Raw genomic sequence first — 22,872 nt, forward strand, 5'->3', positions numbered from 1 at the left:
ATGCCGAACTCAGTCGTGAAACGCGTCATTCATCGCCAGGCACCTAATGATCCCGAGAGGGAGTGAAGAACCCCGGTACCGAAAGGTGTCGGGGTTTTTTGCATTCAGGTTTGCGCACAGAACCCTCAGTCGTTGAAAAACTATTTGACTCGTCTTGTATCGGCGACGGAAAAATAGGAAAAATTCCTATATAAACCGGAAGGGAATTAGGGGACTATGCGCTTCGAGGGACGCAGGGAAGCGTATTGAAAAAGCGGGATGCTTTACCCTCACCCCACGTCAGGGAAGGCGTGGGCGCGGCACGGATGCTGCAACACTCCAGGGGCCCGGATCACGGATGTGTACGGGCCCCAACTTATTTCCGCCTCTCCCGCCTCTCCCGCCTCTCCAGACTCAGCATCGATTGAACGTTGGGGGTTCAGTCAGGCAGCGCAACTCATTCTGTTTCAGATCTTCAAATCTTTTTTGCTTGCACAGATAAGCTTGTGGTCATTTCACAGTGATTGTGAGTGCCGTCTCTACGCCTTGTGAAACTGGCTGTTTTGTCTCAAAATACTGTATATATAAACAGTGTATGCGTGAGGCAGCCGTGGCACTTGTCAGTCTGTTGGAGCGAGGGCAGTTATGGCGTGGATCGCACACGGACGTTGCTCCAACCGAGGAGGTCGAGCCCAGCGGTTATACGGCGTTGGATGAGCTTTTATCCGGGGGCGGCTGGCTAAAAGGCCAGCTGATCGAATTGCTCTATTCAGGTGAGGGGCGGGGTGAGCTGCGTTTGCTGTGGCCGCTTTTAAAACGCTTTTCGTCCGAGGGGCGGGCAATACTATGGATCGATCCTCCTCATCAACCCTATTCCCTGGCCCTGCTTCAGGCCGGTATAAGCCTGTCGTCACAACGTATTGTGAGTACGCACTCCAATAAGGAGCGTTTGTGGGCGATAGAGCAGGCGTTGAAAAGTGGAGCCGTTCCAATGGTGTTAAGTTGGCTTGACTCTGAAGTGCCGTCCTCGGCACTTCGACGTCTACAACTGGCCGCACAAGCGGGAGGTGTGCTGGGCTGGGTAATGCGTGCGGCAGAGATGAGCGAATCCTCCTCGCCTGCGGCGTATCGAGTGCTGTTGAACAGCAGTGAAACAGGAACAGAACTCACGCTGCTCAAACGCCGCAGTGGTTGGCCTTTGCCGCCTTTTGTCTTAGAGCTTCCCGAGGTGATCTGAGATGCGTTGGCTTTGCCTGTATTTCCCGTATTTGGCCCTGGAACTGCACGGTTTACCGCCAGAGATACCTCAGGTCTTGCTCGATAAGCGGCAGCGGATTCGGGCAGTTAATACCCGTGCGGAGGCGCAGGGCATCAAGGAGGGTCAGGCGCTGGCAACGGCGCTGGCGTTGAGTCCGGATCTCGCCCTGCTTGAAACATCGGATAAGCGTGCGCGAACGAGCCTCGAGCAGTTGGCACTCTGGGCTGGAGCCTTCAGTGCCCGTATCAGCCTTTGCCCCCCCCAGGCCTTGTTGCTGGAGATCGCCAGCATGCTGCACTATTTCGGTGGTCTCGACGCGTTGACGGGCCATCTCCTTCGGGCGCTTGAGCATAGCGGCTACTCAGCCAGGCTGGCGATAGGTGAAACCCCACGTGGGGCGCAGCTGATTGCGGCTGTAGAGGAGTATCTCGACGCCGACACCACTATCTGGTGGCAGCGTCTGCATGCGTTGAGAGTGGATCAGCTACAGCTGTCACCGGCGCAGGTGGAACAGCTCCAGGGAATCGGTATGCGGACCTTGGATGACCTGCGCAAACTGCCACGGAGTGAGCTGGCCCAGCGTTTCGGGCAGGCGATGCTGCGAGACTTGGATGCTATCGTCGATCCCGCTATGCCCCCCCCCGAGGCCTTTATCCCACCGGAGCAATTTGCGCAGCGTTGTGAGCTGGGGGTGGAGGTTGGTCACAGCCAGGGGGTGCTGTTTCCGCTGCGTCGTCTGCTTGCGGCCTTGGAGGGCTATCTGGTGCAAAGGCAGCAGAAAGTGTCGCAGCTCTGCCTGCAGCTGAAGCTGCGGGATGGCTCGATACAGGTGTTGCGGGTTGGTCATGCCGGTGGCAGTGCATCCGCCTCGCGTTGGCTGGATCTGTGTCGCTTGCGACTTGAACGTGAGCAGCTCCGTGGACCGGTGCTGGCACTGCAGCTGAGTGCGGAGGAGAGTGAGTTAGATGAGAAGAGCAATGGCAATCTCTTTGCACCTGGCCGTTCTCAGAGCTCTGTGGATGAACTGATCAGCCGCTTGTGTAGCCGCCTGGGTGCGGATGCGGTACGGCCTCTGCAATACCATGCCGACCATCGCCCGGAGTCCGTCTTGAATAGCCTTCTCTGCAGCCGTGAGCCACCCCCGGTTGCGATGAAACGGCCAGGCTGGCTATTGCACCGGCCCCAATACCTGCCGGCTGTGCAGCGGCGCCGGCTTGAGCTGCTTAGTGGACCGGAAAGGATCAGCAGTGGCTGGTGGGATCAGGCCGTTGTGCGGGATTACTTCGTGGCGCGCTGGCCGGATGGGCGCTGTGGCTGGTTGTATCGCGACCCTGACGGACGTTGGTTTATCCACGGCTGGTTTGGTTGAAGGTGGCGTCGTGTCTGGTTATCAGGGCGGCTATGCCGAGCTGCATGCACTGTCTAACTTCTCCTTTCTGCGTGGTGCCTCCCATCCGGAGGAACTGGTGGCGCAGGCGGCGTCCTTGGGTTACTCGGCGCTGGCCCTGACCGATGAGTGTTCACTGGCCGGCAGCGTGCGTGCGCATCAGGAGGCGAAAGAGCAGGGGCTCAAGCTGTTGGTCGGCAGCGAGTTTCGCATTGCGGGACGTGTACTGGTTGTACTGGCAACGAATCGCCAGGGCTATGCCCAGCTTTGCAGCCTGATTACCCGAGGTCGACGGCGCGCCGAGAAAGGTAACTACTTACTCACGTTGGAGGATTTCGAGCAGGGGCTGGAGCAGTGTCTGCTGCTGTTCCAGCCGAGCGCCGACGATAACCAGTTGCTATCCGATCTGGCTTGGCTGCAACGCTATTATCCCGGACGCAGCTGGTTGCTGCTGGAACGGTTGCTCGATTCCGATGATCTCTGGCGCTACCGGCGTCTACTCTGTATGGCTGAGCAGTGTGCTACCCCCTTGGTTTGTGCCGGCAATGTACATATGCACGATGCATCCCGCCAGCCTCTGCAGGATGTGCTGACCGCGATACGTCTGCATACGACGATCACCCAGGCGGGCTGGCGGCTGGCGGCCAATGCCGAACGCCACCTGAGACCGCTGGCCAAGCTGGCAAAGCTTTATCCACAGGCGCTGCGCGAGCAGACACTGAAGATTGCTTCCCGCTGCGACTTCTCGCTCGATGAGCTGCGCTATGAATATCCCGATGAACTGGTTCCCAGGGGGCTGACGCCTCATGCGCATCTGCGCGCGCTGGTCGAGACAGGCGTCCAGCGACGCTTCCCGGAGGGAGTGCCGGACAGGGTGCGGGGACAGATCGAACGTGAGCTGCAGGTGATCGCCGAACTCAACTACGAACCCTACTTCCTGACCATCGAAGATATCGTGCGTTTCGCACGCGACAACCAGATCCTCTGTCAGGGCCGGGGCTCCGCCGCCAACTCGGTGGTCTGCTACTGCCTGGGCATCACTGAGGTGGATCCGCGCCGGGTCAATCTGCTGTTCGAACGGTTTCTCTCCAGGGAGCGTAACGAGCCGCCGGATATCGATGTGGATTTCGAACATCAGCGGCGCGAAGAGGTGATCCAGTATATCTATCGCCGCTACGGACGTGAGCGGGCAGGGTTGGCCGCGGCGGTGATCAGCTATCGCAGTCGCAGCGCCATTCGCGATGTGGGCCGGGCGCTGGGGTTCGATGAGGCGTACCTGGGCTGGTTGGTCAGCCAGCTCGATCGACGGGATACCCAGCAACCCTGGCTGGAGCAGCTTCGCACCATCGGCGGTAACCGTCCGGCGCCCATGTTCCGGCATCTGTTGACCCTGGTGCCGCAGATCCTGCATTTCCCGCGTCATCTGTCGCAGCATGTGGGCGGCTTCGTGATCTCGGCGGGGCCTTTGCACGAACTGGTGCCGATCGAGAATGCGGCGATGGCGGGTCGCACCCTGATCCAGTGGAACAAGGATGATCTTGAGGCGTTGGGGCTGTTGAAGATCGATGTACTGGCGCTGGGGATGCTCAGTGCGTTGCGCCGAGCCCTGCATCTGCTCGGTGAGCGGGATGGCCGTGACTGGCAGTTGCAGGATATCCCGCGGGAGGAGCCGGCGGTGTACGACATGCTCAGCGACGCGGACTCGATGGGGGTATTTCAGGTTGAGTCACGGGCGCAGATGAATATGCTGCCGCGCCTGCGACCGCAAGGCTATTACGACCTGGTGGTGCAGGTGGCGATCGTCCGCCCCGGTCCGATTCAGGGCGATATGGTGCACCCCTATCTGTTGCGTCGCCAGGGCAGGGAGGCGATCGACTACCCGAGCGAAGCGGTGCGGGAGGTACTCGAGCCGACGCTCGGCGTACCGATCTTTCAGGAGCAGGTGATCCGGCTGGCGATGGTCGCGGCCGGGTTCAGCGGCGGCGAGGCGGATCAGTTACGCCGGGCGATGGCGGCCTGGCGCCGGAGTGGACATATCGCGGTCTATCAGCAGAAGCTGCGCGAGGGGATGCTGGCCCGGGGCTACAGTGTCGAATACGCCGAACGTATCTGTCGCCAGATCGAAGGGTTCGGCGAGTACGGCTTTCCCGAGTCCCATGCCGCTAGCTTCGCGTTGCTGGTGTATCTATCCGCCTGGATCAAGTGCCATGAACCGGCGATCTTTTGCTGTGCACTGCTCAATAGCCAGCCGATGGGGTTTTACTCCCCTTCGCAGCTGGTTCAGGATGCGCGACGGCATGGGGTGCAGGTGCGACCGGTGTGCATCAATGCCAGTGCTTATGATTGCACCCTTGAATACGATGCTGGTCGCGAACGAAACGGACAGCAGGGCGTGCTGCGCCTGGGGCTGAGGATGGTGAAGGGGTTATCCCAGGCCGCGACGGAACAGCTGGTCCAAGCGCGCCCGCCTCAGGGGTTTCGCAACGTTGCGGATCTTCGCGCCAAGGTTCGACTCAGTCGGCGGGATTACGATGCCCTGGCCGCAGCCAACGCCCTGCAGGTGATCGCCGGGCATCGGCATCAGGCGCGCTGGGCGCTGCTCGATGACCAGGCGGTGCTGGAACTGGACACCGGGGCACCGGAGCGCGACAACAGCGAACTCCCGGAGACTGGGGCGATCATGCCGAGACCGGATGAGCATAGCGAGCTGCAGGCCGACTACCGCCACCTGGGGCTGACGCTTGGGCGCCACCCTTTGGCTCTGCTGCGTGAGCAGGACAAGCTGCCGCGCTGCGTGCCCGCCGATCAGCTGCACCGGATCGAGAGCGGACGCCCGGTGCGTGTTGCCGGCCTGGTCACCAATCGTCAGCGCCCGGGCACGGCGACGGGGATCACCTTCGTTACCCTGGAGGATGAGTCTGGCCAGATCAATCTGGTGGTCTGGCAGGCCACCGCCCGCGCCCAGCGCAAAGCGCTACTGGGCAGCCGGATACTGCAGGTGGACGGCATTCTGGAGCGGGAGGGGGAGCTGATCCACGTGATTGCCGGTCGGCTGACCGATATCACCCCGCTCTGGGGAGGGTTGAACAATCGCTCCCGGGATTTTCACTAGGCTGATTTTCGCTAAGTTGCCTTTGCCTTGGCTATGGCGGTTCAGAGGTCGCCGAGCATGTTGGAGGCGCTGGACACCCGCATCGCTTCGTGCTTCTCGAGCGCGGCCAGCTCCTCAAGCAGGTCGACGGCCGGGGTCGCAACGGCGCGGCCGGCAAGGAACTTGTAAAGTTCGATGATATTGCTGTGCTCCGTTTCGATTCGGCGGATGATCTCATCGGAGGATAGATCGGCGTAGGGCGCCTTGATCTCGGCATCCGGCAAGATTGGGGTTTTGTCCAGATACTCCATGACCCAGGTGTTGAGCGCCTTCACATTATCGCTGTGCTCGAAGGCACTGACCGCCTTGGCCAGTTTGGCTTCGTGCTCCGACAGGTAGTCCAATAGCAGCCTGGCTTTCTCATTCTGGTTCGCATCGCTGCTGTGCTTCAGACTTTCGGCAAGCTGGTGATGATAGGCTTGCGTCCAGTGGATGATGTCGCGGAAAGTGTCGATCTGCATGTGACGCTCCTGGGCTTGATTCGCCATTGATAGAGGTTTACCGAACAGTCTCTCGTCGAGGCTTCACGCGCTTTCGGGGCGCTCTGCTTAAAGCATATTCCAGCAGCACAGGATTACCAGCGATGACGAGCTTAATCCCGCGGCAACCAGGCCGAGATCAATGCCGTCAGCAGCAGTAGCGCGGTGGATATCCACAGGCAGGCGGCAAGCCCGCTAGCGCCTACACCCGCGGCCTGGAACACCCAGCCCGACAGTAGCGTGCCGAGCAGCCGTCCCAGGGCGTTGGCCATGTAGTAGAACCCCACATCCAGCGAGACCCCGTCGGCCCGCGCCAGGCTGACGATAAGATAGCTGTGCAGTGAAGAGTTGATCGCGAACAGCACACCAAACAGCAACAGACCGCCGATCACCAGTGGTGTGGGTGCAATTTCGGCGCTGAGTCCCAACGCGATCAGTGCCGGGGTCGAGGCCAGGAGCGCAGCCCAGGTCAGCGCCGACCGGCCATCCGGTAGCTGACCACTGGCCCTGCCGGTGATGCGCGGCGCCAGGGCCTGTACCATGCCGTAGCCGATGACCCACAGGGCAAGAAAACCACCGGTCTGCCAGTGATCCCAACCCAGGCTCTGGGACAGGAACACCGGCAGAGCGACGACGAACCAGACATCGCGGGCACCGAACAGGCACAGACGCGCCGCGGATAGTATGTTGATCGCACGACTCTTGGAGAAAATATCGCGGAACCTGGGCTTGGATTTAGCCCGGCCCAGATCCCGTTTCAGCAGCACCAGACTTCCCAGCCAGACCAGTGTCAGGGCCGCTGCCATGGCCGCGACCGCACCGGCAAAACCCAGACCCATCAGCAGCGCACCGCCAAGAAAGAACCCCGCGCCCTTGAGCGCATTCTTCGACCCGGTCAGCAGCGCCACCCATCTGTAGAGAGCACCCTGTGCCTCGCTGGGCAGCAGCAGCTTGATCGAGCTTTTGGCACTCATCTTGTTCAGGTCCTTGGCGATGCCCGACAGAGCCTGTGCCGACATCACCCAAGGTACGGTCAGCATCGCGGCCGGCACCAGCAGCATCGCCAGTGCTACAACCTGCAAGCCCAGGCCGATATTCATGGTGCGATTCAAGCCCAGATGGGCGCCGAGCCAGCCGCCGACCAGGTTGGTGATCACGCCGAAGATCTCGTAGAACAGGAACAGCAGCGCGATCTGCAGTGGCGAGTAACCCAGGCTGTGGAAGTGCAGCACCACCAGCATGCGAAGGGCGCCGTCGGTCAGGGTAAAGGCCCAGTAGTTGCCGGTAACGACCAGGTACTGGCGAATCTCGGCGGAGAGTTGGCTTAGCATAGGCGCACTCGCGTCTAACCTCGGTTCCTGTTGTGCTGGTATCGGCCGGAGGACATCATGCCGAATACATCCCTGTTCGCTCGGACGGTGCCGTCCATGGCGCCGTATGGTCGTCAACACGATGCCCCCGGGCCTTTGAAGCCTTGGGTGTCGGCTTTCATTCCCGGTCCAGGCGTCCCACCTTCAACGCCAGTTCCGCGGTGCGGTTGGCGTAGCCCCATTCGTTGTCGTACCAGGCGTAGAGCTTCACTTGGGTGCCGTCGACCACCATGGTCGACAGTGCGTCGATGATGCTCGAGCGTGGGTCGGTCTTGTAATCGACTGAGACCAGCGGACGCTCCTCGTAGCCGAGAATCCCCTTCAGCTCGCCCCCTGCTGCCGCCTTGAGCAGGGCATTGACCTCGTCGGCCGTGGTTTCACGTGCGACCTCGAACACACAGTCGGTCAGCGACGCGTTGGCCAGCGGTACGCGGATGGCGTGGCCGTTCAGTTTGCCCTTCAGCTCAGGGAAGATATGGGTGATCGCCGTGGCGGAGCCGGTGGTGGTCGGGATCAGACTCTGGCCACAGGCGCGGGCGCGTCTGAGATCCTTGTGCGGGGCATCGAGGATGGTCTGGGTGTTGGTGATATCGTGGATCGTGGTCATCGAGCCGTGCTTGATGCCCAACTGCTCATGGATCACCTTGACCACCGGTGCCAGACAGTTGGTGGTGCAGGATGCGGCAGTGACGATGCGATGCTCGGCGGGATCGTAAAGCTGGTCGTTGACGCCCATGACCAGGTTCAGTACACCCTCCTCCTTGACCGGTGCGGTAACCACGACACGCTTTACCCCCTGCTCCAGATAGGCTTGCAGCAGTGCCTTCTGGTTCATCTTGCCGGAGGCCTCGATGACCAGATCGCAGTCGGACCAGTCGGTTTCGCCGATCGTCTTGTTGCGGCTGGTGAGAATACGCTGGCCATCGATCAGGATCGTCTCGGCCTCGGCACTCGCTTCATGGTTCCAGCGCCCGTGCACTGAGTCGAAGTTAAGCAGGTGGGCCAGTGTGGCGGCATCGCCGGCCGGGTCGTTGATCTGCACAAACTCGATCTCGTCCCAAGCCCAGGCGGCGCGCAGTGCCAGCCGTCCCATGCGGCCGAAACCATTGATACCGACTTTGATCTTCTGCATCGGAAAAACTCTCTCAATCCTGTCCTGTTAAATGAGTTATGCCAGCCAGCCCCGTATCGCATCCTGCGTCGGGATGCTGCCGGCGTGCACCAGTTGTTCATCGATCACCACGGCCGGTGTGCTCATCACGCCGTAGTTCATGATCGCCTCCGGATCGGTCTCCTTGATGACAGCCACTTCGACACCGCTATCCGCGGCAACCTTGGCGATGATTTCGGCAGTCTTGATGCACTTACTGCACCCGCTGCCCAATACCTTAATCTGTTTCATCGTTAGCTCCTTGAGCGATCAAGCCGGCGCTTAGATAAACGGCGTCAGCAGATTGAATATCCAGCCCACCAGCGTAAAGGCGGTCAACAGAAGCACGAACAGCGTTGCCAGCAGGCGCCACTGCATCACTTGCTTGAGCAAAATGAACTCGGGAAAACTGGCGGCTACTGTACTCATGCAGAATGCCAGTGTAGTACCGACCGGCAGGCCGTTGACGATCAGACTCTCCATCACTGGAATGACGCCGGTGGCGTTGGAGTAAAGCGGGATGCCAAGACCCACCGCCGCCGGTACCGACCACCACTGACCATCGCCCAGGTGAGTCTGTATCCAGCCGTCGGGAACAAAACCGTGCAGTGCGGCGCCGAGGCCGACGCCGATAATGACCCATTTCCAGACCCGGCCGAAGATCTCGCCGGTTTCCCCTTTGGCGAATCGGTGCCGCTCAGTCAGGCTCAGCGTTGCAGGTTGGCTGACCCGGCCGATGGTGCCCACCTGTTGTCCCCGTTCCAGCGCCTTGCGAGCGAACGACTGCAACCAGCGCTCGGCATGTATTCGGTCCAGAAGCAGGCCTCCGAGTATGCCCACCAGCATGCCAACGGCCACATAGAGCAGGGTGAATTTCCACCCCAGCAGGCTCATCAGCAACAGCACCGCCACCTCGTTGATCAGCGGTGAGGTGAGCAGAAAGGCCATGGTGATACCCACCGGGATACCGGCCGAGGTGAAACCGAGAAACACCGGGATGCTGGAGCATGAACAGAACGGTGTGATGGCGCCGAAGCCGGAGCCGAGCAGATAGCCGATGCCACGACGGCGCCCGGCGAGATAGTCGCGCACCCGTTCCACATTGAGCGATGCGCGCGCCAATGCAATCAGGTAGATCATCACCACCAGCAATACATAGATCTTGCTGACATCCTCGACGAAAAAGTGCAGCGCATCGCCCAGCTTGGTCTCAGGCGACAGGCTTAGCAGATCGTAGACCAGCCAGTCGGCCAGCCGGGTAAAGAGCTCGAACATACCTTACCTCCCTGTCCTAACCCGCGGCTCCTGACTGACATAGTCGACCGCTGTCAGAGGGACGGTCTGTCATCGCTCGCAGTCGCGATTCGGGTTGTGTAAGCAACTGCGGATTGTGTTCCCGCGTCCGGCGCAGCACGTCGACCATCCACCGCGGTGCTTCCGGGTGCAGTCGATAGAACACCCACTGCCCCTGGCGGCGATCCAGCAATAGGCCCGAGCGGCGCAGTTGGGCCAGGTGACGCGAGACTTTCGGCTGGCTCTCATCCAACGCCTGCATCAACTCGCACACGCAGAGCTCGCCTCTGGCCTCGATCAGCAGCAGACTTTTCAGGCGCAGCTCGTCGGCAAGGCTTTTAAAGAACTGGATTGGTGTGAAGCAATCAGAACTCATGGCGTACTGTCTCAAGGGATCCTTATATATGGAAAATTATATATATGAAAAACCATATATAAAAGCCGGGAAGCTGATCTGGCGCAGCGATCGGACAAATTCGCGTCCTGTGAGTCAGGCACTATCTTTAAAGGCACAGCGCAGAGCGAGTGGAGTGCAGCATGAAGCGTGAACAGTTTCTTGAAACCTTGAAAGCACAGAGCGAAGAGCTTAAACAGGAGGGGCTTTACAAACATGAACGGCAGATCACCTCGCCGCAGGCGGTGGATATCGACCTCAATGGCGGACATACGGTCATCAACTTCTGCGCCAACAACTACCTCGGGCTGGCCGATCACCCGGAGCTGATCGAGGCGGCGAAACAGGGCCTGGACTCACACGGCTTCGGCATGGCCTCGGTGCGCTTTATCTGCGGCACTCAGGATATCCACAAGCAGTTGGAGGCACGGCTGGCGCAGTTTCTCGGTTTGCAGGACAGCATCCTGTACTCCTCCTGTTTCGATGCCAACGGCGGTCTGTTCGAGACCCTGCTCGGAACCGAGGACGCGGTGATCAGCGATGCACTGAACCATGCCAGCATCATCGACGGTGTGCGGTTGAGCAAGGTTCGTCGCTGCCGTTACGCCAACAACGACATGAACGAGCTGGAGCAGCAGCTTAAGGATACCCAGGATTGCCGGATGCGGTTGATCGCCACCGACGGTGTGTTCTCCATGGACGGAGTGATCGCCAATCTGCCTGCGATCTGCGATCTGGCCGAGCGCTATGATGCGCTGGTGATGGTAGACGACTCCCACGCCGTCGGCATCGTCGGCGAACATGGCCGCGGTACCCCGGAATATCATGGCGTCATGGATCGGGTGGATATCCTGACCGGCACCTTCGGCAAGGCGCTCGGCGGTGCCTCCGGCGGTTATACCGCGGCACGCCGCGAGATTGTCGACTGGCTGCGCCAGCGTTCGCGCCCCTACCTGTTCTCCAATTCGCTGGCGCCGCCGATCGTGCAGGCGACGCTGAAATCGCTGGAGCTGGTGGAGGAGCATGGCCTGGCGCTGCGCGAACGGCTGCATGAGAACAGCCGCTACTTCCGCCACGAGATGGAGAGTGCCGGCTTTACGCTTGCCGGTGGCGAGCATCCGATCATACCGGTGATGATCGGTGACGCGGCCCTGGCCGGCGAGATGGCGGAGCGTTTGCTGGCTGAGGATATTTATGTGATTGGCTTCTCCTACCCGGTGGTGCCGATGGGGCAGGCACGGATCCGTACCCAGATGTCGGCCGGCCATAACCTGATGCAACTGGAGCGGGCGGTGGAAGCCTTTACACGGATCAGGCGTGAACTGGGAGGGAACTGATGCGCGCACTGGCAAAACTGCACCCTGAAGAGGGGATCTGGCTGCACACCACGCAGCGACCGAAGATGGGACACAACGACCTGCTGATCAAGATCCACAAGACCGCGATCTGCGGTACCGACGTGCATATCTACAACTGGGACCAGTGGGCGCAGCAGACCATCCCGATCGGGATGACCGTGGGGCATGAATATGTCGGCGAGGTGGTCGATATCGGTTCCGAGGTGGAAGGGTTCAGACTCGGCGACCGGGTCTCGGGTGAAGGTCATATCACCTGTGGTCATTGCCGTAACTGTCGCGCCGGACGCCGTCACCTTTGTCGTAATACCGTCGGTGTCGGCGTCAATCGCTCGGGCGCTTTTGCCGAGTACCTGGTGATTCCGGCGATCAACGCGTTCAAGATCCCGGACAATATTCCGGACGACCTGGCGGCGATCTTTGATCCCTACGGAAACGCCCTGCACACCGCACTGTCGTTCGACCTGGTAGGGGAGGATGTACTGGTCACCGGCGCTGGCCCCATCGGTATCATGGCGGCAGCTATCGCCCGCCATGTCGGCGCCCGCCATGTGGTGCTGACCGATGTGAACCCCTACCGGCTGGCGCTGGGACGGCGGATGGGCGTGATCCACACCGTCAACGTGACCGAGCAGTCGCTGGATGACAAGATGCGCGAGCTGCAGATGAACGAGGGATTCGATGTCGGACTGGAGATGTCCGGTGCCGAGCCTGCCTTTGGCGCGATGCTCAAGGCGATGAACCACGGCGGCAAGATCGCCATGCTTGGCATCCCAACAGGCGATATGGCGATCGACTGGACCCAGGTGATCTTCAAAGGGCTGATCATCAAGGGGATCTACGGCCGCGAGATGTTCGAAACCTGGTACAAGATGGCCTCGGTGCTGCAGTCGGGATTGAACCTGACCCCGATCATCACCCACCGCTTCCCGATCGATCAGTTCCAGCAGGGCTTCGATGTGATGCGTTCCGGCGAGGCGGGCAAGGTGATTCTGGAGTGGGATTAGCCATGCAGCGGTCACTGGAGAGGTTGTGCCCTACCTCCCCAGTGAGAGCTATCAGCCCCCGATCTGCTGCAGCGCCTGCCTGATTATCTCCTTGCTGCTCGCCTGCAGCTCCACCATCGGCAGTCGGCACTCCGGCGTGCACAGCCCGAGCAGCGAACAAGCATATTTGATGCCGGCCGGATTGGGCTCCAGCCCCAGCGCCTGGATCATCGGTGTCAGCCGATGCTGGATTGCGGTCGCGGTGGCGAAGTCGTTGGCGCGACAGGCGTCCTGCAGTTGTCGGCTTTGCGCGGGCAGCAGGTTGGCGATGACGCTGATGATACCGTGACCGCCCATGGCGTTATAGGCCACCGCGGTGCAGTCGTCACCGGACAGGTAACAGAAGTCGTCACCGATCAACACCCGCTCCTGCATCGGCCGCGCCAGATCGCGGCAAGCATCCTTGACCCCGATGACCCGTTCCAGTTGAGCCAGACGGGCCATTGTCTCCGGCTGGATATCGACGATGGTGCGTGGCGGAATGTTGTAGATCAGGAGCGGCAGGCTGGAGTTGTCGTGCAGGTAGCGGAAGTGTTCGTACAGGCCCTGCTGGTTGGGCCGGTTGTAGTAGCCGGCGGCGCAGAGTAGCGCATCGACTCCTGTCGTTTCGGCGATACGGATCAGTGCCAGTGCCTCCACCGGATTATAGGAGCTGGCCCCGGCGATAACCGGTATACGGCCGGCCACATATCGGCAAACCTCTGTGAGCAGCTGTTGGTACTCCGCCTTGCTCAGCGTCGGTGCTTCACCGGTGGTGCCGGCGATGACCAGCCCCTCGGTGCCATGCTCCAGATGCAGATCGATGCAGCGCTTCACCCCGGCGTAATCGATGCGTCCCTCTGAGAAGGGAGTGATCATGGCGACTAATGAACCTTCAAACATTATGTTGTCCTTGCGTTAGCGGTATCGAAGGTCGGGAAAACTATTCCAGGCATTAAAAAACCCGGTGGCGTTATCCGCGACCGGGTTTCTTGAGAATTCTGACATTAACCTTCGATCAGATTTTTCCATACGGCACCCGGCCCGGACATTTTGATGCCCGTTTCTTGGATACCGGTTTGTTGGAAAAAAAAGCGAAGATCATGGTGTAAACGTACGAATCGTCAGTTGTCGATCGGTCGAATCTAGCAAGCACCCGTGGGTCGGTCAATGAGGACGCAATAAAAAAGCCCGGCCCTATTACCAAGGCCGGGCTGACATTCCCTTGTCGTCGGGGTTCGGGAGCGTCCTGTTACGCCCCGATGATGCCGCCATCCTGGCGACGCACCACCATGATGGTGGAGCGCGGTTTACTGTTGCCGCCGGCCGGGAAGTGCGACGGTGCCAGATCCTCCCCCGGATGCTGTACGCCGACGAACATGGTGCGATGATCCAGCGCGAAGGTCAGGCCGGTGATCTCACAGGCGATCGGGCCGGTGGCGAAGCGGCGGATCTCGCCGGTGGACGGGTCGGCGCAGAGCATCTGATTGTTGCCCATGCCGGCAAACTCGCCCTCGTTGGAGTAGTTGCCGTCGGTCTGGATCCACAGGCGGCCGTCGGCGTCGAAGCCGATGCCGTCCGGGCTGTTGAACATGTTGTCGGCGTTGATGTTGCTGCTGCCCTTGTACAGGCCTTCGCCGACGGTCGGGTTACCGGCGATCAGGAACAGATCCCAGTCGAAGGCGGTGGAGGTGTGATCGCCACCGCGCGGCCACCAGCGTACGATCTGACCGTAGTTGTTCTTCGCACGCGGGTTCGGGCCGCCCACCGGCTGGTTCTTGCCCTCGACACCGCGATTCTTGTTGTTGGTCAGGGTGCAGCAGACGCTCTTGCCGTTCGGGTGGACGGCAACCCACTCCGGACGGTCCATGGTGGTGGCGCCGACCTGGGTGGCGGCTTCACGGGCGAAAATCATCACCTCGGCCTGGTCGGCAAAGCCGTTCTCCTGGGTCAGGCTGTTCTTGCCGTGGGTCAGCTCCAGCCACTCGCCCTGGCCCTTCAGTGCACCATCCTCGGCATTGAAGCGGGCCACGTACAGTGTGCCCTGTTCCAGCAGGTCGCGGTTGGCGGCCTGGTTGTCCGGGTTGTAGGTATTCTTGGAGACGAACTTGTACAGGTGCTCGCCGCGCTCGTCGTCACCCAGATAGACCACTACATGACCGTTGTTATCGACGGTGACGGCAGCATTTTCATGCTTGAAGCGACCCAGCGCAGTACGTTTCTTCGGTGTGGAGGTGGGATCCATCGGGTCGATCTCGACGATCCAGCCGAAGCGGTGCGGCTCGTTTGGGTGCTTGGACAGATCGAAACGCTCATCCTGGGTGAACCACTGGTAGCTGCTCTTCTCCTTAAGACCATAACGCTTCTCCCGTGCCGGCAGGTCGAGCGCGCCGCTGGCACCGAAGTAGCCGTGGAAGTTCTCTTCACAGGTCAGGTAGGTGCCCCAGGGGGTCTGGCCGTTGGCGCAGTTGTTGAACGTGCCCAGCGGCTTGCGGCCGGAGCTGTCGGCAGCGGTCTTCATCAGCTCGTGGCCGGCGGCGGGGCCGGTCAGCTCCATCGGCGTGTAGGCGGTGATACGGCGGTTCCGCTTGGCACCCGGCTCTACCTGCCACTGGCCCTTGGCGTTGCGCTTGATCTCGAAGATGGAGACGCCGTGCGCCGCCTGGGATTTCTTCACTTCGTCCGCGCTCAGCGTCTGCTTGCCCTGATGGGCGAACAGGTATTCGTAGTTGGTGTACTCGTTGTTGACGGCGATCAGCGCGTGGTCGTCAGCCAGCGGGAAGAAGCTCATACCATCGGTATTGTCACCGAACTGACCGGCTTGAGCCGCCGAGTCCTGCATGCCGGACTCATCGAACGCCGGAGCACCCTGCAGAATTGGATCGCCCCAGGAGATCAGCGGCTCGGCGATATAACCTTCCGGTACGACGAAGGTATCGGCGGTGCTGGCCGGGACCTGTTTGAAGCCGAGCAGTGTGCTTTGAGTCGCAGCGGCAACCGCCTTGGCCAGTGGTGTGGCGGCCAGGAACAGGCCCATGGCAGCGGCGCTGCCCTGGAGGAAGCCGCGGCGGCTCAGGCCTTTCTGTACAAGGCGATCGAAGTCGCTGTGTTCAAGCTCGATATGATCTTCGTCGTCGTAGGGTTTGTGGCTCATGGTTTTGTTGTCCTGTCGTTCAAGAAAAATGTGATGCGCATTTGATAGCAGGTGTAGATGACAGAAATAAGAAACCAGAACCGAAAAGCCAGGCGCCGGAGGGGCCGGTGCAGTGGGCTGGGGCTAGCAGTGGAGCAGACTGGCGCTATTTGGCGAACAGCGTTTCCAGATTTTTAAAGGCCTTGATCTCGATGGCGTTGTCCGAGGGGTCGAGGAAGAACATGGTGGCCTGCTCGCCCACCTCGCCGGCGAAGCGGATATAGGGCTCGATCACGAACGACATACCCTGGGATTTCAACCGATCGGCCAGTGCCTGCCACTCCTCCATTGGCAATACGATGCCGAAGTGACGTGCCGGCACCTTGTGGTTATCCACATCGCTCAATGCATCGCAGCCGCACTCCTCGGGTGCCACATGGGCGACGATCTGATGGCCGTAAAAGTTGAAGTCGCACCATTTGTTGGGTGCGCAACGCCCCTCGCTGCAGCCTAGAACGGAACCGTAAAACTGACGGGCCTGCTCAAGATCGCGAACCGGGAATGCCAGGTGAAAGGGGTGAATCGTTTGCTTGGGTTGGCTCATCGGACTCTCCAGATGCGGTTGGCTGTGCCCATCAGTGTAGAGCCTTTTGCCCCTGGTGTTCACTCAGCTTGGGGCGGAAATGCGCGGTTGAATTGGCCGCGGTATTCCCCTCATATATGAGCGTTGTCTAATTTTTATACGTTCTGCTCTTGAACAGCGCAATAAACACCCTCATCTATTGTGGTAACAGTAAACCGGAGTCCAATCCGGCGCCGCAGAGTTCAGAAGGAGAGCCTATGCGTCCTGACAAATTCACCTCCAAACTCCAGGAGGCCCTGGCCGATGCCCAGTCGCTGGCGATCGGCAAAGACCACAACATGATCGAGCCGATCCACCTGCTGGCGGCGTTTCTCGAGCAGCGCGGCGGCTCCATTCGCCCACTGCTGAAGCAGGCCGGTGCCGAACCGATGCAACTGACCCGTAAGGTGGGCGAAGCGCTCGACCGCCTGCCCGTCGTCTCCAATCCCGACGGCGAGATCCGCCTGTCGCAGAACATGGCGCGGCTGTTCAACCTCACCGACAAGCTGGCGCAGCAGCGCGGCGACGAGTATGTCGCCAGCGAACTGGTGCTGTTGGCGATGCTCGAGGACAAGGGCGATACCAGCAAGCTGCTGAAGGAGTGCGGTGTCACCCGCGAGTCGCTTCTGGGCGCTATCAACAATGTGCGCGGCGACCAGGCGGTGACCGATCCCAATGCCGAAGAGAATCGCCAGGCGTTGGACAAGTATTGCATCGACATGACCGAGCGCGCCGAGTCCGGCAAGCTGGACCCGGTGATCGGCCGCGACGACGAGATCCGCCGCACCATCCAGGTGCTGCAACGCCGCACCAAGAACAACCCGGTACTGATCGGTGAACCCGGCGTCGGCAAGACCGCCATCGTCGAAGGGCTGGCGCAGCGCATTGTCAATGGCGAGGTGCCGGAAGGGCTCAAGCACAAGCGCGTGCTGGCGCTGGATATGGGCGCATTGATCGCCGGCGCCAAGTTCCGCGGCGAGTTTGAGGAGCGGCTGAAGGCGGTACTGAACGAGCTGTCGAAACAGGAAGGCCAGATCATCCTGTTTATCGATGAGCTTCACACCATGGTCGGCGCCGGTAAGGCCGAGGGCGCCATGGACGCCGGCAACATGCTCAAGCCCGCTCTGGCGCGTGGCGAGCTGCACTGCGTCGGTGCCACCACGCTGGACGAGTACCGCCAGTACGTGGAGAAGGACGCCGCGCTGGAGCGCCGCTTCCAGAAGGTGTTGGTGGATGAGCCCAGCGAGGAGGACACCATCGCCATCCTGCGCGGCCTGAAGGAGCGCTACGAGGTGCACCACGGTGTCGATATCACCGACCCGGCGATCATCGCCGCCGCCAAGCTCAGTCAGCGCTATATCACCGACCGCCAGTTGCCGGACAAGGCGATCGACCTGATCGACGAAGCCGCCTCCCGTATCCGCATGGAGATCGACTCCAAGCCGGAGGAGATGGACCGCCTCGACCGCCGCTTGATCCAGCTGAAGATGGAGCGCGAAGCGCTGAAAAAGGAGAAGGACGAAGCCTCACGTAAACGCCTGTCCGAACTCGAAGAGCATATCTCCAGCTTGGAGAAGGAGTACGCCGACTTCGAAGAGGTGTGGAAAGCGGAGAAAGCCACACTGCAGGGCGCTGCCCAGATCAAGGAACAGCTCGACCAGGCCCGTATCGAGATGGAGCAGGCGCGCCGCGCCGGCGACCTGGCCAAGATGTCCGAGCTGCAATACGGCAAGATTCCGGAGCTGGAAAAACAGCTGCAGGCCGCCGACAGCGCCGAGCAGGAGCAGACCGAAACCAAGCTGCTGCGCAACAAGGTCACCGAAGAGGAGGTGGCCGAGGTGGTCTCCCGCTGGACCGGCATCCCTGTCGCTAAGATGCTCGAGGGTGAGCGCGAGAAACTGCTACGCATGGAAGAAGCGCTGCACCAGCGCGTGGTTGGCCAGGACGAGGCGGTGATCGCCGTGTCCAACGCCGTACGCCGATCCCGTGCAGGGCTTGCCGACCCCAACCGTCCGCACGGCTCCTTCCTGTTCCTCGGTCCCACCGGTGTCGGTAAGACCGAGCTGTGCAAGGCGCTGGCCGGCTTCCTTTTCGATACCGAAGAGGCGATGGTGCGCATCGACATGTCCGAGTTCATGGAGAAACACTCCGTGGCCCGCCTGATCGGCGCACCTCCGGGCTATGTCGGCTACGAGGAGGGCGGCTACCTGACCGAGGCGGTACGCCGCAAACCCTACTCCGTGCTGCTGCTCGACGAGGTGGAGAAGGCGCATCCGGATGTGTTCAACATCCTGCTGCAGGTGCTGGAAGATGGACGCCTGACCGACGGCCAGGGCCGTACCGTCGACTTCCGCAACACCATCGTCGTCATGACCTCGAACCTGGGCTCCGACCTGATCCAGAACTACACCGAGGACGACGACTACAACCTGATGAAGAGCGCGGTGATGGAGGCGGTGGGCATGCACTTCCGCCCCGAGGTGATCAACCGTATCGACGAGGTGGTGGTGTTCCACAGCCTGCGTAAGGAGCAGGTCGCCGGTATCGCTAACATCCAGCTCGAGCGCCTGCGCAAGCGCCTGGCCGAGCGCGAGCTGACGCTGACGCTGACCAGCACCGCCATGGACAAGCTGGTCGACGTGGGCTTCGAGCCGATCTACGGCGCCCGTCCGCTGAAGCGGGCGATCCAGCAGTGGATCGAGAATCCGCTGGCGCAGAAGATTCTCTCGGGCGATTACGCACCGGGTGATGAGATTGGGGTGGATGTTGAGGCAGGGGAGTTTGTGTTCCGATAACTGTTTCGGTACTTCCGCCTGCATGAGAAAAGAGCCTGCCGGTGTTTCGGTGGGCTCTTTTTTATTTGTTCAGTGTTTCGCCCTGGGGCGAAACTTGGCTAAAGTGATTCACTGGAAAATGAAATTAAAATAACACATAGAGCTGATACTTCAGTAAAATTTAATTTTCGATATTCTTGGTGGAGTGATAATATTAGTTGTGATTGTTCTTCGCTAATCGCAATGCGCACTTCTCTTGAACTACTCATGCCATCGTTGATTAGTTCTAGGCCTTTGCTTTAGATGAGGCGTGGTTTATCATTGTTTAAGTTAATGATAAAGTTAACGGTAGACTTTATTAATTAGAATTTTAAAATAGAAGGATCTATTTTATGCGGCTTATAAGATTTGTAGGGATTATTCAGTTAGTTGGTATTGTTTTTCTGGCTTTGTTTGGATTATTAGAAAAAGATTTTGAATCACTCATATATGTATTTTTGGTTTTAATTTCTAGTTTGTTGTTAGTTTTTTTGAGAAAGCCGGCCATAACTTTTTCTATCGTGCTGAATATTATTACAACACCTATATTTATATCTAATTCTTTTCAGTATGCGGTTATTCCTCCAACTGCTATTTATTATCTTAATACTCATCATGAGTTGAAATTTATAGGGAATAAAACTAAGACTGATAAAAAAGTAAAATTTATATTTTCTTTTGTGGGAATAGCCTTTATACGGTTGTATGGTGGGTCTATCTTGGGATATGGGATTAATTTTCTGAATATACTAAATGTTGTCCTTCTGGTGCTAGGGCGGCGTTATCCAGATATCTTAAGATCCAAGAAAAGCCCTATGGCTGTTAGAAGGAGGTTGCGTGTCCGATGATTCTATGAGAATAGAAGTCTGAGTCTGAGGAATGCTGCAGTTGGTCTGCAGTGGTGTGGAATTTCCCCTTGGGGCAGCCGAAGGCCTGCGCCTCGGGGTGCACTTTCTTTTGGTTCTGTCATCGTGCCCTTTGGGTATTTCTTTGTGCAAGCAAAGAAAATGAACTCGCCATCAGGCGAAACCCGATCTAGCAGAGACGATCAGGTCTATGCCTTACCGCGCTGGCGCTCATAGACGCTGAGACTCACGGCAGTACCCAGATTGAGCGACTCGATCAGACCGCTGCCGGGAATGGTAAACGCCCGGGCATTCAGCGCACTCAGCGATTCGTGCGGTACCCCCCGCGCTTCGTTGCCGAAGATATAACAGTCACAGTTGGCAAATCCGGGGCGGCTGATCGGATCTCCCTGCATATCCAGATAGCCGGGCTGATGGTAACGACCGCTCAGGGCATCGATCGGTACCTCGGTCTCCAGTGGCACATGGAAGATGGCGCCCATGCTGGCGCGGATCACCTTCGGGTTGTACGGATCGACGCTGCCGGGGCTGAGCAGGCAGCGGTAGCCGCCGAACCAGGCCAGGGTGCGTAGAATGGTACCCAGGTTACCCGGATCCTGAATCTGGTGCAGATAGATCGCGGGTTCGCCGCTTGAGGCTGCGGGTTGCAGCGCCTCGATCGGCACCAGGGCGACGATCCCCTGCGGGGTTTTGGTATCGCTGATCGACGCCATCTGCCGTTCGCTGATCAGGTGATGGGGAAACGGGCTGTCCCAGTGCTGATAGCTGTCGGTGAGGTAGAGTTCGGCGCCGAGCAGGGCCGGGCGCTGGACGGCGGCACGCTGCAGCTCCAGCACCAGATGTTCGCCCTCGACCAGGCAGTAGCCCAGCTGCGCGCGGTACTTCTTCTGCTGCAGCTTCTTGATCTCGTCCAGCTTCATGACTGTGCAGAGCCCTGTGGTTGCAGCTGCTGCAGCATATCCAGCGCCACCGCCTCGGCGACCTTGATGCCGTCGATACCGGCGGAGAGGATGCCGCCGGCGTAACCGGCACCCTCACCGGCGGGGTAGAGACCGCGCACGTTGAGGCTTTGCAGCGTCTGCGGATCGCGGGTGATGCGCACCGGTGACGAGGTGCGCGACTCGATGCCGGTCAGCACCGCATCGTCACGGTCAAAGCCGCGGATCTTCTTGCCGAAGGCGGGCAGGGCTTCACGCATCGCCTCGATCACATAATCGGGCAGGGCGTCGGCCAGGTTGCACAGCTTCACCCCCGGTTGATAGGAGGGCTCGACCTGACCCAGCGCGGTGGAGGGTTGGTCGCGCAGGAAGTCACCGACCAGCTGGGCCGGGGCGCTATAGTCTTCGCCACCGAGCTTGAATGCGATCTCTTCCAGACGCTCCTGCAGCTCGACGCCGGCCAGTGGGCTGCCGGGGAAGTCTTGCTCGGGATTGATGCCGACGACGATACCGGCGTTGGCGTTGCGCTCCTGACGGGAGTACTGGCTCATACCGTTGGTCACCACGCGACCCTCTTCCGAGGTGGCGGCTACCACTTGGCCGCCCGGACACATGCAGAAGCTGTACACGGCCCGGCCGTTCTTGGCGTGGTGGATCAGCTTGTAATCGGCAGCGCCCAGCTCTTCATGGCCGGCATACTTGCCGAGGCGTGCCTTGTCGATCATCGACTGCGGATGCTCGATGCGGAAACCGATCGCAAACGGCTTGGCTTCAATGTGCACCTGACGGGCGTGCAGCATGCGGAAGGTGTCGCGGGCACTGTGTCCCAGCGCCAGTACCACATGGCGGCTGTGCAGCTCCGAGCCGTCTTCGAGTACCACTCCACGGATCTCGCCATCATCGAGCAGCAGATCGCTGACCTTGGAATCGAAGCGGATCTCGCCGCCGAGCGCGATGATCTCGGCGCGCATCTTGGCGACCACGCTGGTCAGGCGGAAGGTGCCGATATGCGGCTTGCTGACATAGAGGATCTCCTCCGGGGCGCCCGCCTTGACGAACTCCTGCATCACCTTGCGGCCATAGAACTTGGGGTCCTTGACCTGACTGTACAGCTTGCCGTCGGAGAACAGGCCTGCGCCGCCCTCGCCAAACTGTACGTTCGATTCCGGAGTGAGTACATGCTTGCGCCACAGCGCCCAGGTATCCTGGGTGCGCTGGCGCACGTTGCGGCCGCGCTCGAGTACGATCGGCTTGAATCCCATCTGTGCCAGAATCAGCGCCGCGAACAGGCCACAGGGGCCGAAGCCGATCACCACAGGGCGTTCGGTCAGCTCCGCCGGTGCCACCGCGACCGGATAGTAGTGGGTATCCGGTGCCGGTTTGACATGCGAGTCGTTGGCAAAACGCGCCAGCACTGCGTCGTCATCGGTGGTCTGCAGATCGATGATGTAGACGAAGGTGATCTCGGTGCTCTTCTTGCGCGCGTCGTAGCTGCGCTTGAACACGGTGAAATCGAGCAGCTGATCATCGGCCAGTGACAGGCGTTGCAGAATGGCTTGGCGCAGCGCCGCTTCGGGGTGATCGAGCGGCAGAGAGAGTTCGGTGAGGCGAATCATGCTAGGGCTTCCGGCCGGTTGACCCGGCAAAGGCATAAAAGAT

18 protein-coding genes are annotated in these 22,872 nt (G+C 60.0%); 7 read left to right on the forward strand and 11 right to left on the reverse strand.

Annotated elements, in window-relative coordinates; translation table 11 throughout:
• Nucleotides 1-574 precede the first annotated feature (574 nt).
• From imuA to IEX40_RS21090, 3 genes are read left to right on the forward strand one after another with little or no spacing between them, the layout of a single operon-like run.
• Entirely contained in the window at nucleotides 575-1,216 is a 642-nt protein-coding gene (gene imuA / locus IEX40_RS21080; protein ID WP_229680875.1) for a translesion DNA synthesis-associated protein ImuA, read from the forward strand.
• A gap of 1 nt (nucleotide 1,217) precedes the next feature.
• Nucleotides 1,218-2,606, forward strand: coding sequence for a Y-family DNA polymerase (locus IEX40_RS21085; protein WP_188752063.1), 1,389 nt, complete (start codon nucleotides 1,218-1,220; stop codon nucleotides 2,604-2,606).
• Between the two features lie 10 nt (nucleotides 2,607-2,616).
• Nucleotides 2,617-5,736: an error-prone DNA polymerase gene (locus IEX40_RS21090; protein WP_229680876.1), complete on the forward strand. Its 3,120-nt coding sequence runs from the start codon at nucleotides 2,617-2,619 to the stop codon at nucleotides 5,734-5,736.
• Nucleotides 5,737-5,777: 41 nt separating this feature from the next.
• Here the strand turns inward: IEX40_RS21090 and IEX40_RS21095 are convergent, their stop codons facing one another.
• From IEX40_RS21095 to IEX40_RS22140, 6 genes are all read right to left on the reverse strand, one after another.
• Nucleotides 5,778-6,236, reverse strand: coding sequence for an ATPase (locus IEX40_RS21095; RefSeq protein WP_188752067.1), 459 nt, complete (start codon nucleotides 6,234-6,236; stop codon nucleotides 5,778-5,780).
• Nucleotides 6,237-6,367: 131 nt separating this feature from the next.
• Nucleotides 6,368-7,585 carry an organoarsenical effux MFS transporter ArsJ gene (arsJ, locus tag IEX40_RS21100; protein ID WP_188752069.1) on the reverse strand — a complete coding sequence of 406 codons (1,218 nt, stop codon included), beginning with the start codon at nucleotides 7,583-7,585 and terminating at the stop codon, nucleotides 6,368-6,370.
• A 157-nt stretch (nucleotides 7,586-7,742) separates the two neighbouring features.
• Nucleotides 7,743-8,756 carry an ArsJ-associated glyceraldehyde-3-phosphate dehydrogenase gene (locus tag IEX40_RS21105; protein WP_188752072.1) on the reverse strand — a complete coding sequence of 338 codons (1,014 nt, stop codon included), beginning with the start codon at nucleotides 8,754-8,756 and terminating at the stop codon, nucleotides 7,743-7,745.
• 36 nt (nucleotides 8,757-8,792) lie between these two features.
• Nucleotides 8,793-9,026 (reverse strand): thioredoxin family protein, encoded by a 234-nt coding sequence (locus tag IEX40_RS21110; protein ID WP_188752074.1) that lies wholly within the window; start codon nucleotides 9,024-9,026, stop codon nucleotides 8,793-8,795.
• Between the two features lie 30 nt (nucleotides 9,027-9,056).
• Nucleotides 9,057-10,049 carry a permease gene (locus IEX40_RS21115; protein ID WP_188752076.1) on the reverse strand — a complete coding sequence of 331 codons (993 nt, stop codon included), beginning with the start codon at nucleotides 10,047-10,049 and terminating at the stop codon, nucleotides 9,057-9,059.
• A gap of 16 nt (nucleotides 10,050-10,065) precedes the next feature.
• Nucleotides 10,066-10,443: a metalloregulator ArsR/SmtB family transcription factor gene (locus IEX40_RS22140; RefSeq protein WP_188752078.1), complete on the reverse strand. Its 378-nt coding sequence runs from the start codon at nucleotides 10,441-10,443 to the stop codon at nucleotides 10,066-10,068.
• Nucleotides 10,444-10,604: 161 nt separating this feature from the next.
• Between IEX40_RS22140 and IEX40_RS21125 the strand changes: the two genes are divergently transcribed.
• Nucleotides 10,605-11,798 (forward strand): glycine C-acetyltransferase, encoded by a 1,194-nt coding sequence (locus IEX40_RS21125; protein WP_188752081.1) that lies wholly within the window; start codon nucleotides 10,605-10,607, stop codon nucleotides 11,796-11,798.
• Nucleotides 11,798-12,823: an L-threonine 3-dehydrogenase gene (gene tdh, locus IEX40_RS21130; protein ID WP_188752082.1), complete on the forward strand. Its 1,026-nt coding sequence runs from the start codon at nucleotides 11,798-11,800 to the stop codon at nucleotides 12,821-12,823. The genes IEX40_RS21125 and tdh overlap by 1 nt, the downstream gene beginning before the upstream one ends.
• A 51-nt stretch (nucleotides 12,824-12,874) precedes the next feature.
• Here tdh and dapA read toward each other — a convergent pair whose 3' ends face one another.
• The 3 genes from dapA to IEX40_RS21145 form a co-directional block, all read right to left on the reverse strand.
• Nucleotides 12,875-13,744 (reverse strand): 4-hydroxy-tetrahydrodipicolinate synthase, encoded by an 870-nt coding sequence (gene dapA / locus IEX40_RS21135; protein ID WP_188752085.1) that lies wholly within the window; start codon nucleotides 13,742-13,744, stop codon nucleotides 12,875-12,877.
• A gap of 349 nt (nucleotides 13,745-14,093) precedes the next feature.
• A complete protein-coding gene (locus tag IEX40_RS21140) occupies nucleotides 14,094-15,995 on the reverse strand; it encodes a PhoX family protein (protein ID WP_188752088.1) in 1,902 nt (633 codons plus the stop codon).
• A 145-nt stretch (nucleotides 15,996-16,140) separates the two neighbouring features.
• Nucleotides 16,141-16,578, reverse strand: a complete 438-nt coding sequence (locus tag IEX40_RS21145; protein ID WP_188752089.1) for a VOC family protein — start codon at nucleotides 16,576-16,578, stop codon at nucleotides 16,141-16,143.
• A 236-nt stretch (nucleotides 16,579-16,814) separates the two neighbouring features.
• On the opposite strand from IEX40_RS21145, the gene clpB reads away from it, so the two are divergent.
• Nucleotides 16,815-19,391 (forward strand): ATP-dependent chaperone ClpB, encoded by a 2,577-nt coding sequence (gene clpB / locus IEX40_RS21150; RefSeq protein ID WP_188752091.1) that lies wholly within the window; start codon nucleotides 16,815-16,817, stop codon nucleotides 19,389-19,391.
• A gap of 371 nt (nucleotides 19,392-19,762) precedes the next feature.
• The gene (locus tag IEX40_RS21155) at nucleotides 19,763-20,257 is read left to right on the forward strand and encodes a hypothetical protein (RefSeq protein ID WP_188752093.1); all 495 of its coding nucleotides are present in this window, start codon (nucleotides 19,763-19,765) and stop codon (nucleotides 20,255-20,257) included.
• A 206-nt stretch (nucleotides 20,258-20,463) separates the two neighbouring features.
• Here the strand turns inward: IEX40_RS21155 and IEX40_RS21160 are convergent, their stop codons facing one another.
• Together IEX40_RS21160 and IEX40_RS21165 are read right to left on the reverse strand one after the other, a co-directional pair.
• Complete coding sequence (locus IEX40_RS21160; RefSeq protein ID WP_188752095.1) at nucleotides 20,464-21,195, reverse strand: TrmH family RNA methyltransferase; 732 nt, start codon at nucleotides 21,193-21,195, stop codon at nucleotides 20,464-20,466.
• A complete protein-coding gene (locus tag IEX40_RS21165) occupies nucleotides 21,192-22,829 on the reverse strand; it encodes an NAD(P)/FAD-dependent oxidoreductase (RefSeq protein ID WP_188752097.1) in 1,638 nt (545 codons plus the stop codon). The genes IEX40_RS21160 and IEX40_RS21165 overlap by 4 nt, the downstream gene beginning before the upstream one ends.
• Between the last annotated feature and the right edge of the window lie 43 nt (nucleotides 22,830-22,872).

The organism is Marinobacterium zhoushanense, assembly GCF_014641945.1.
GTDB lineage: Bacteria > Pseudomonadota > Gammaproteobacteria > Pseudomonadales > Balneatricaceae > Marinobacterium_D > Marinobacterium_D zhoushanense.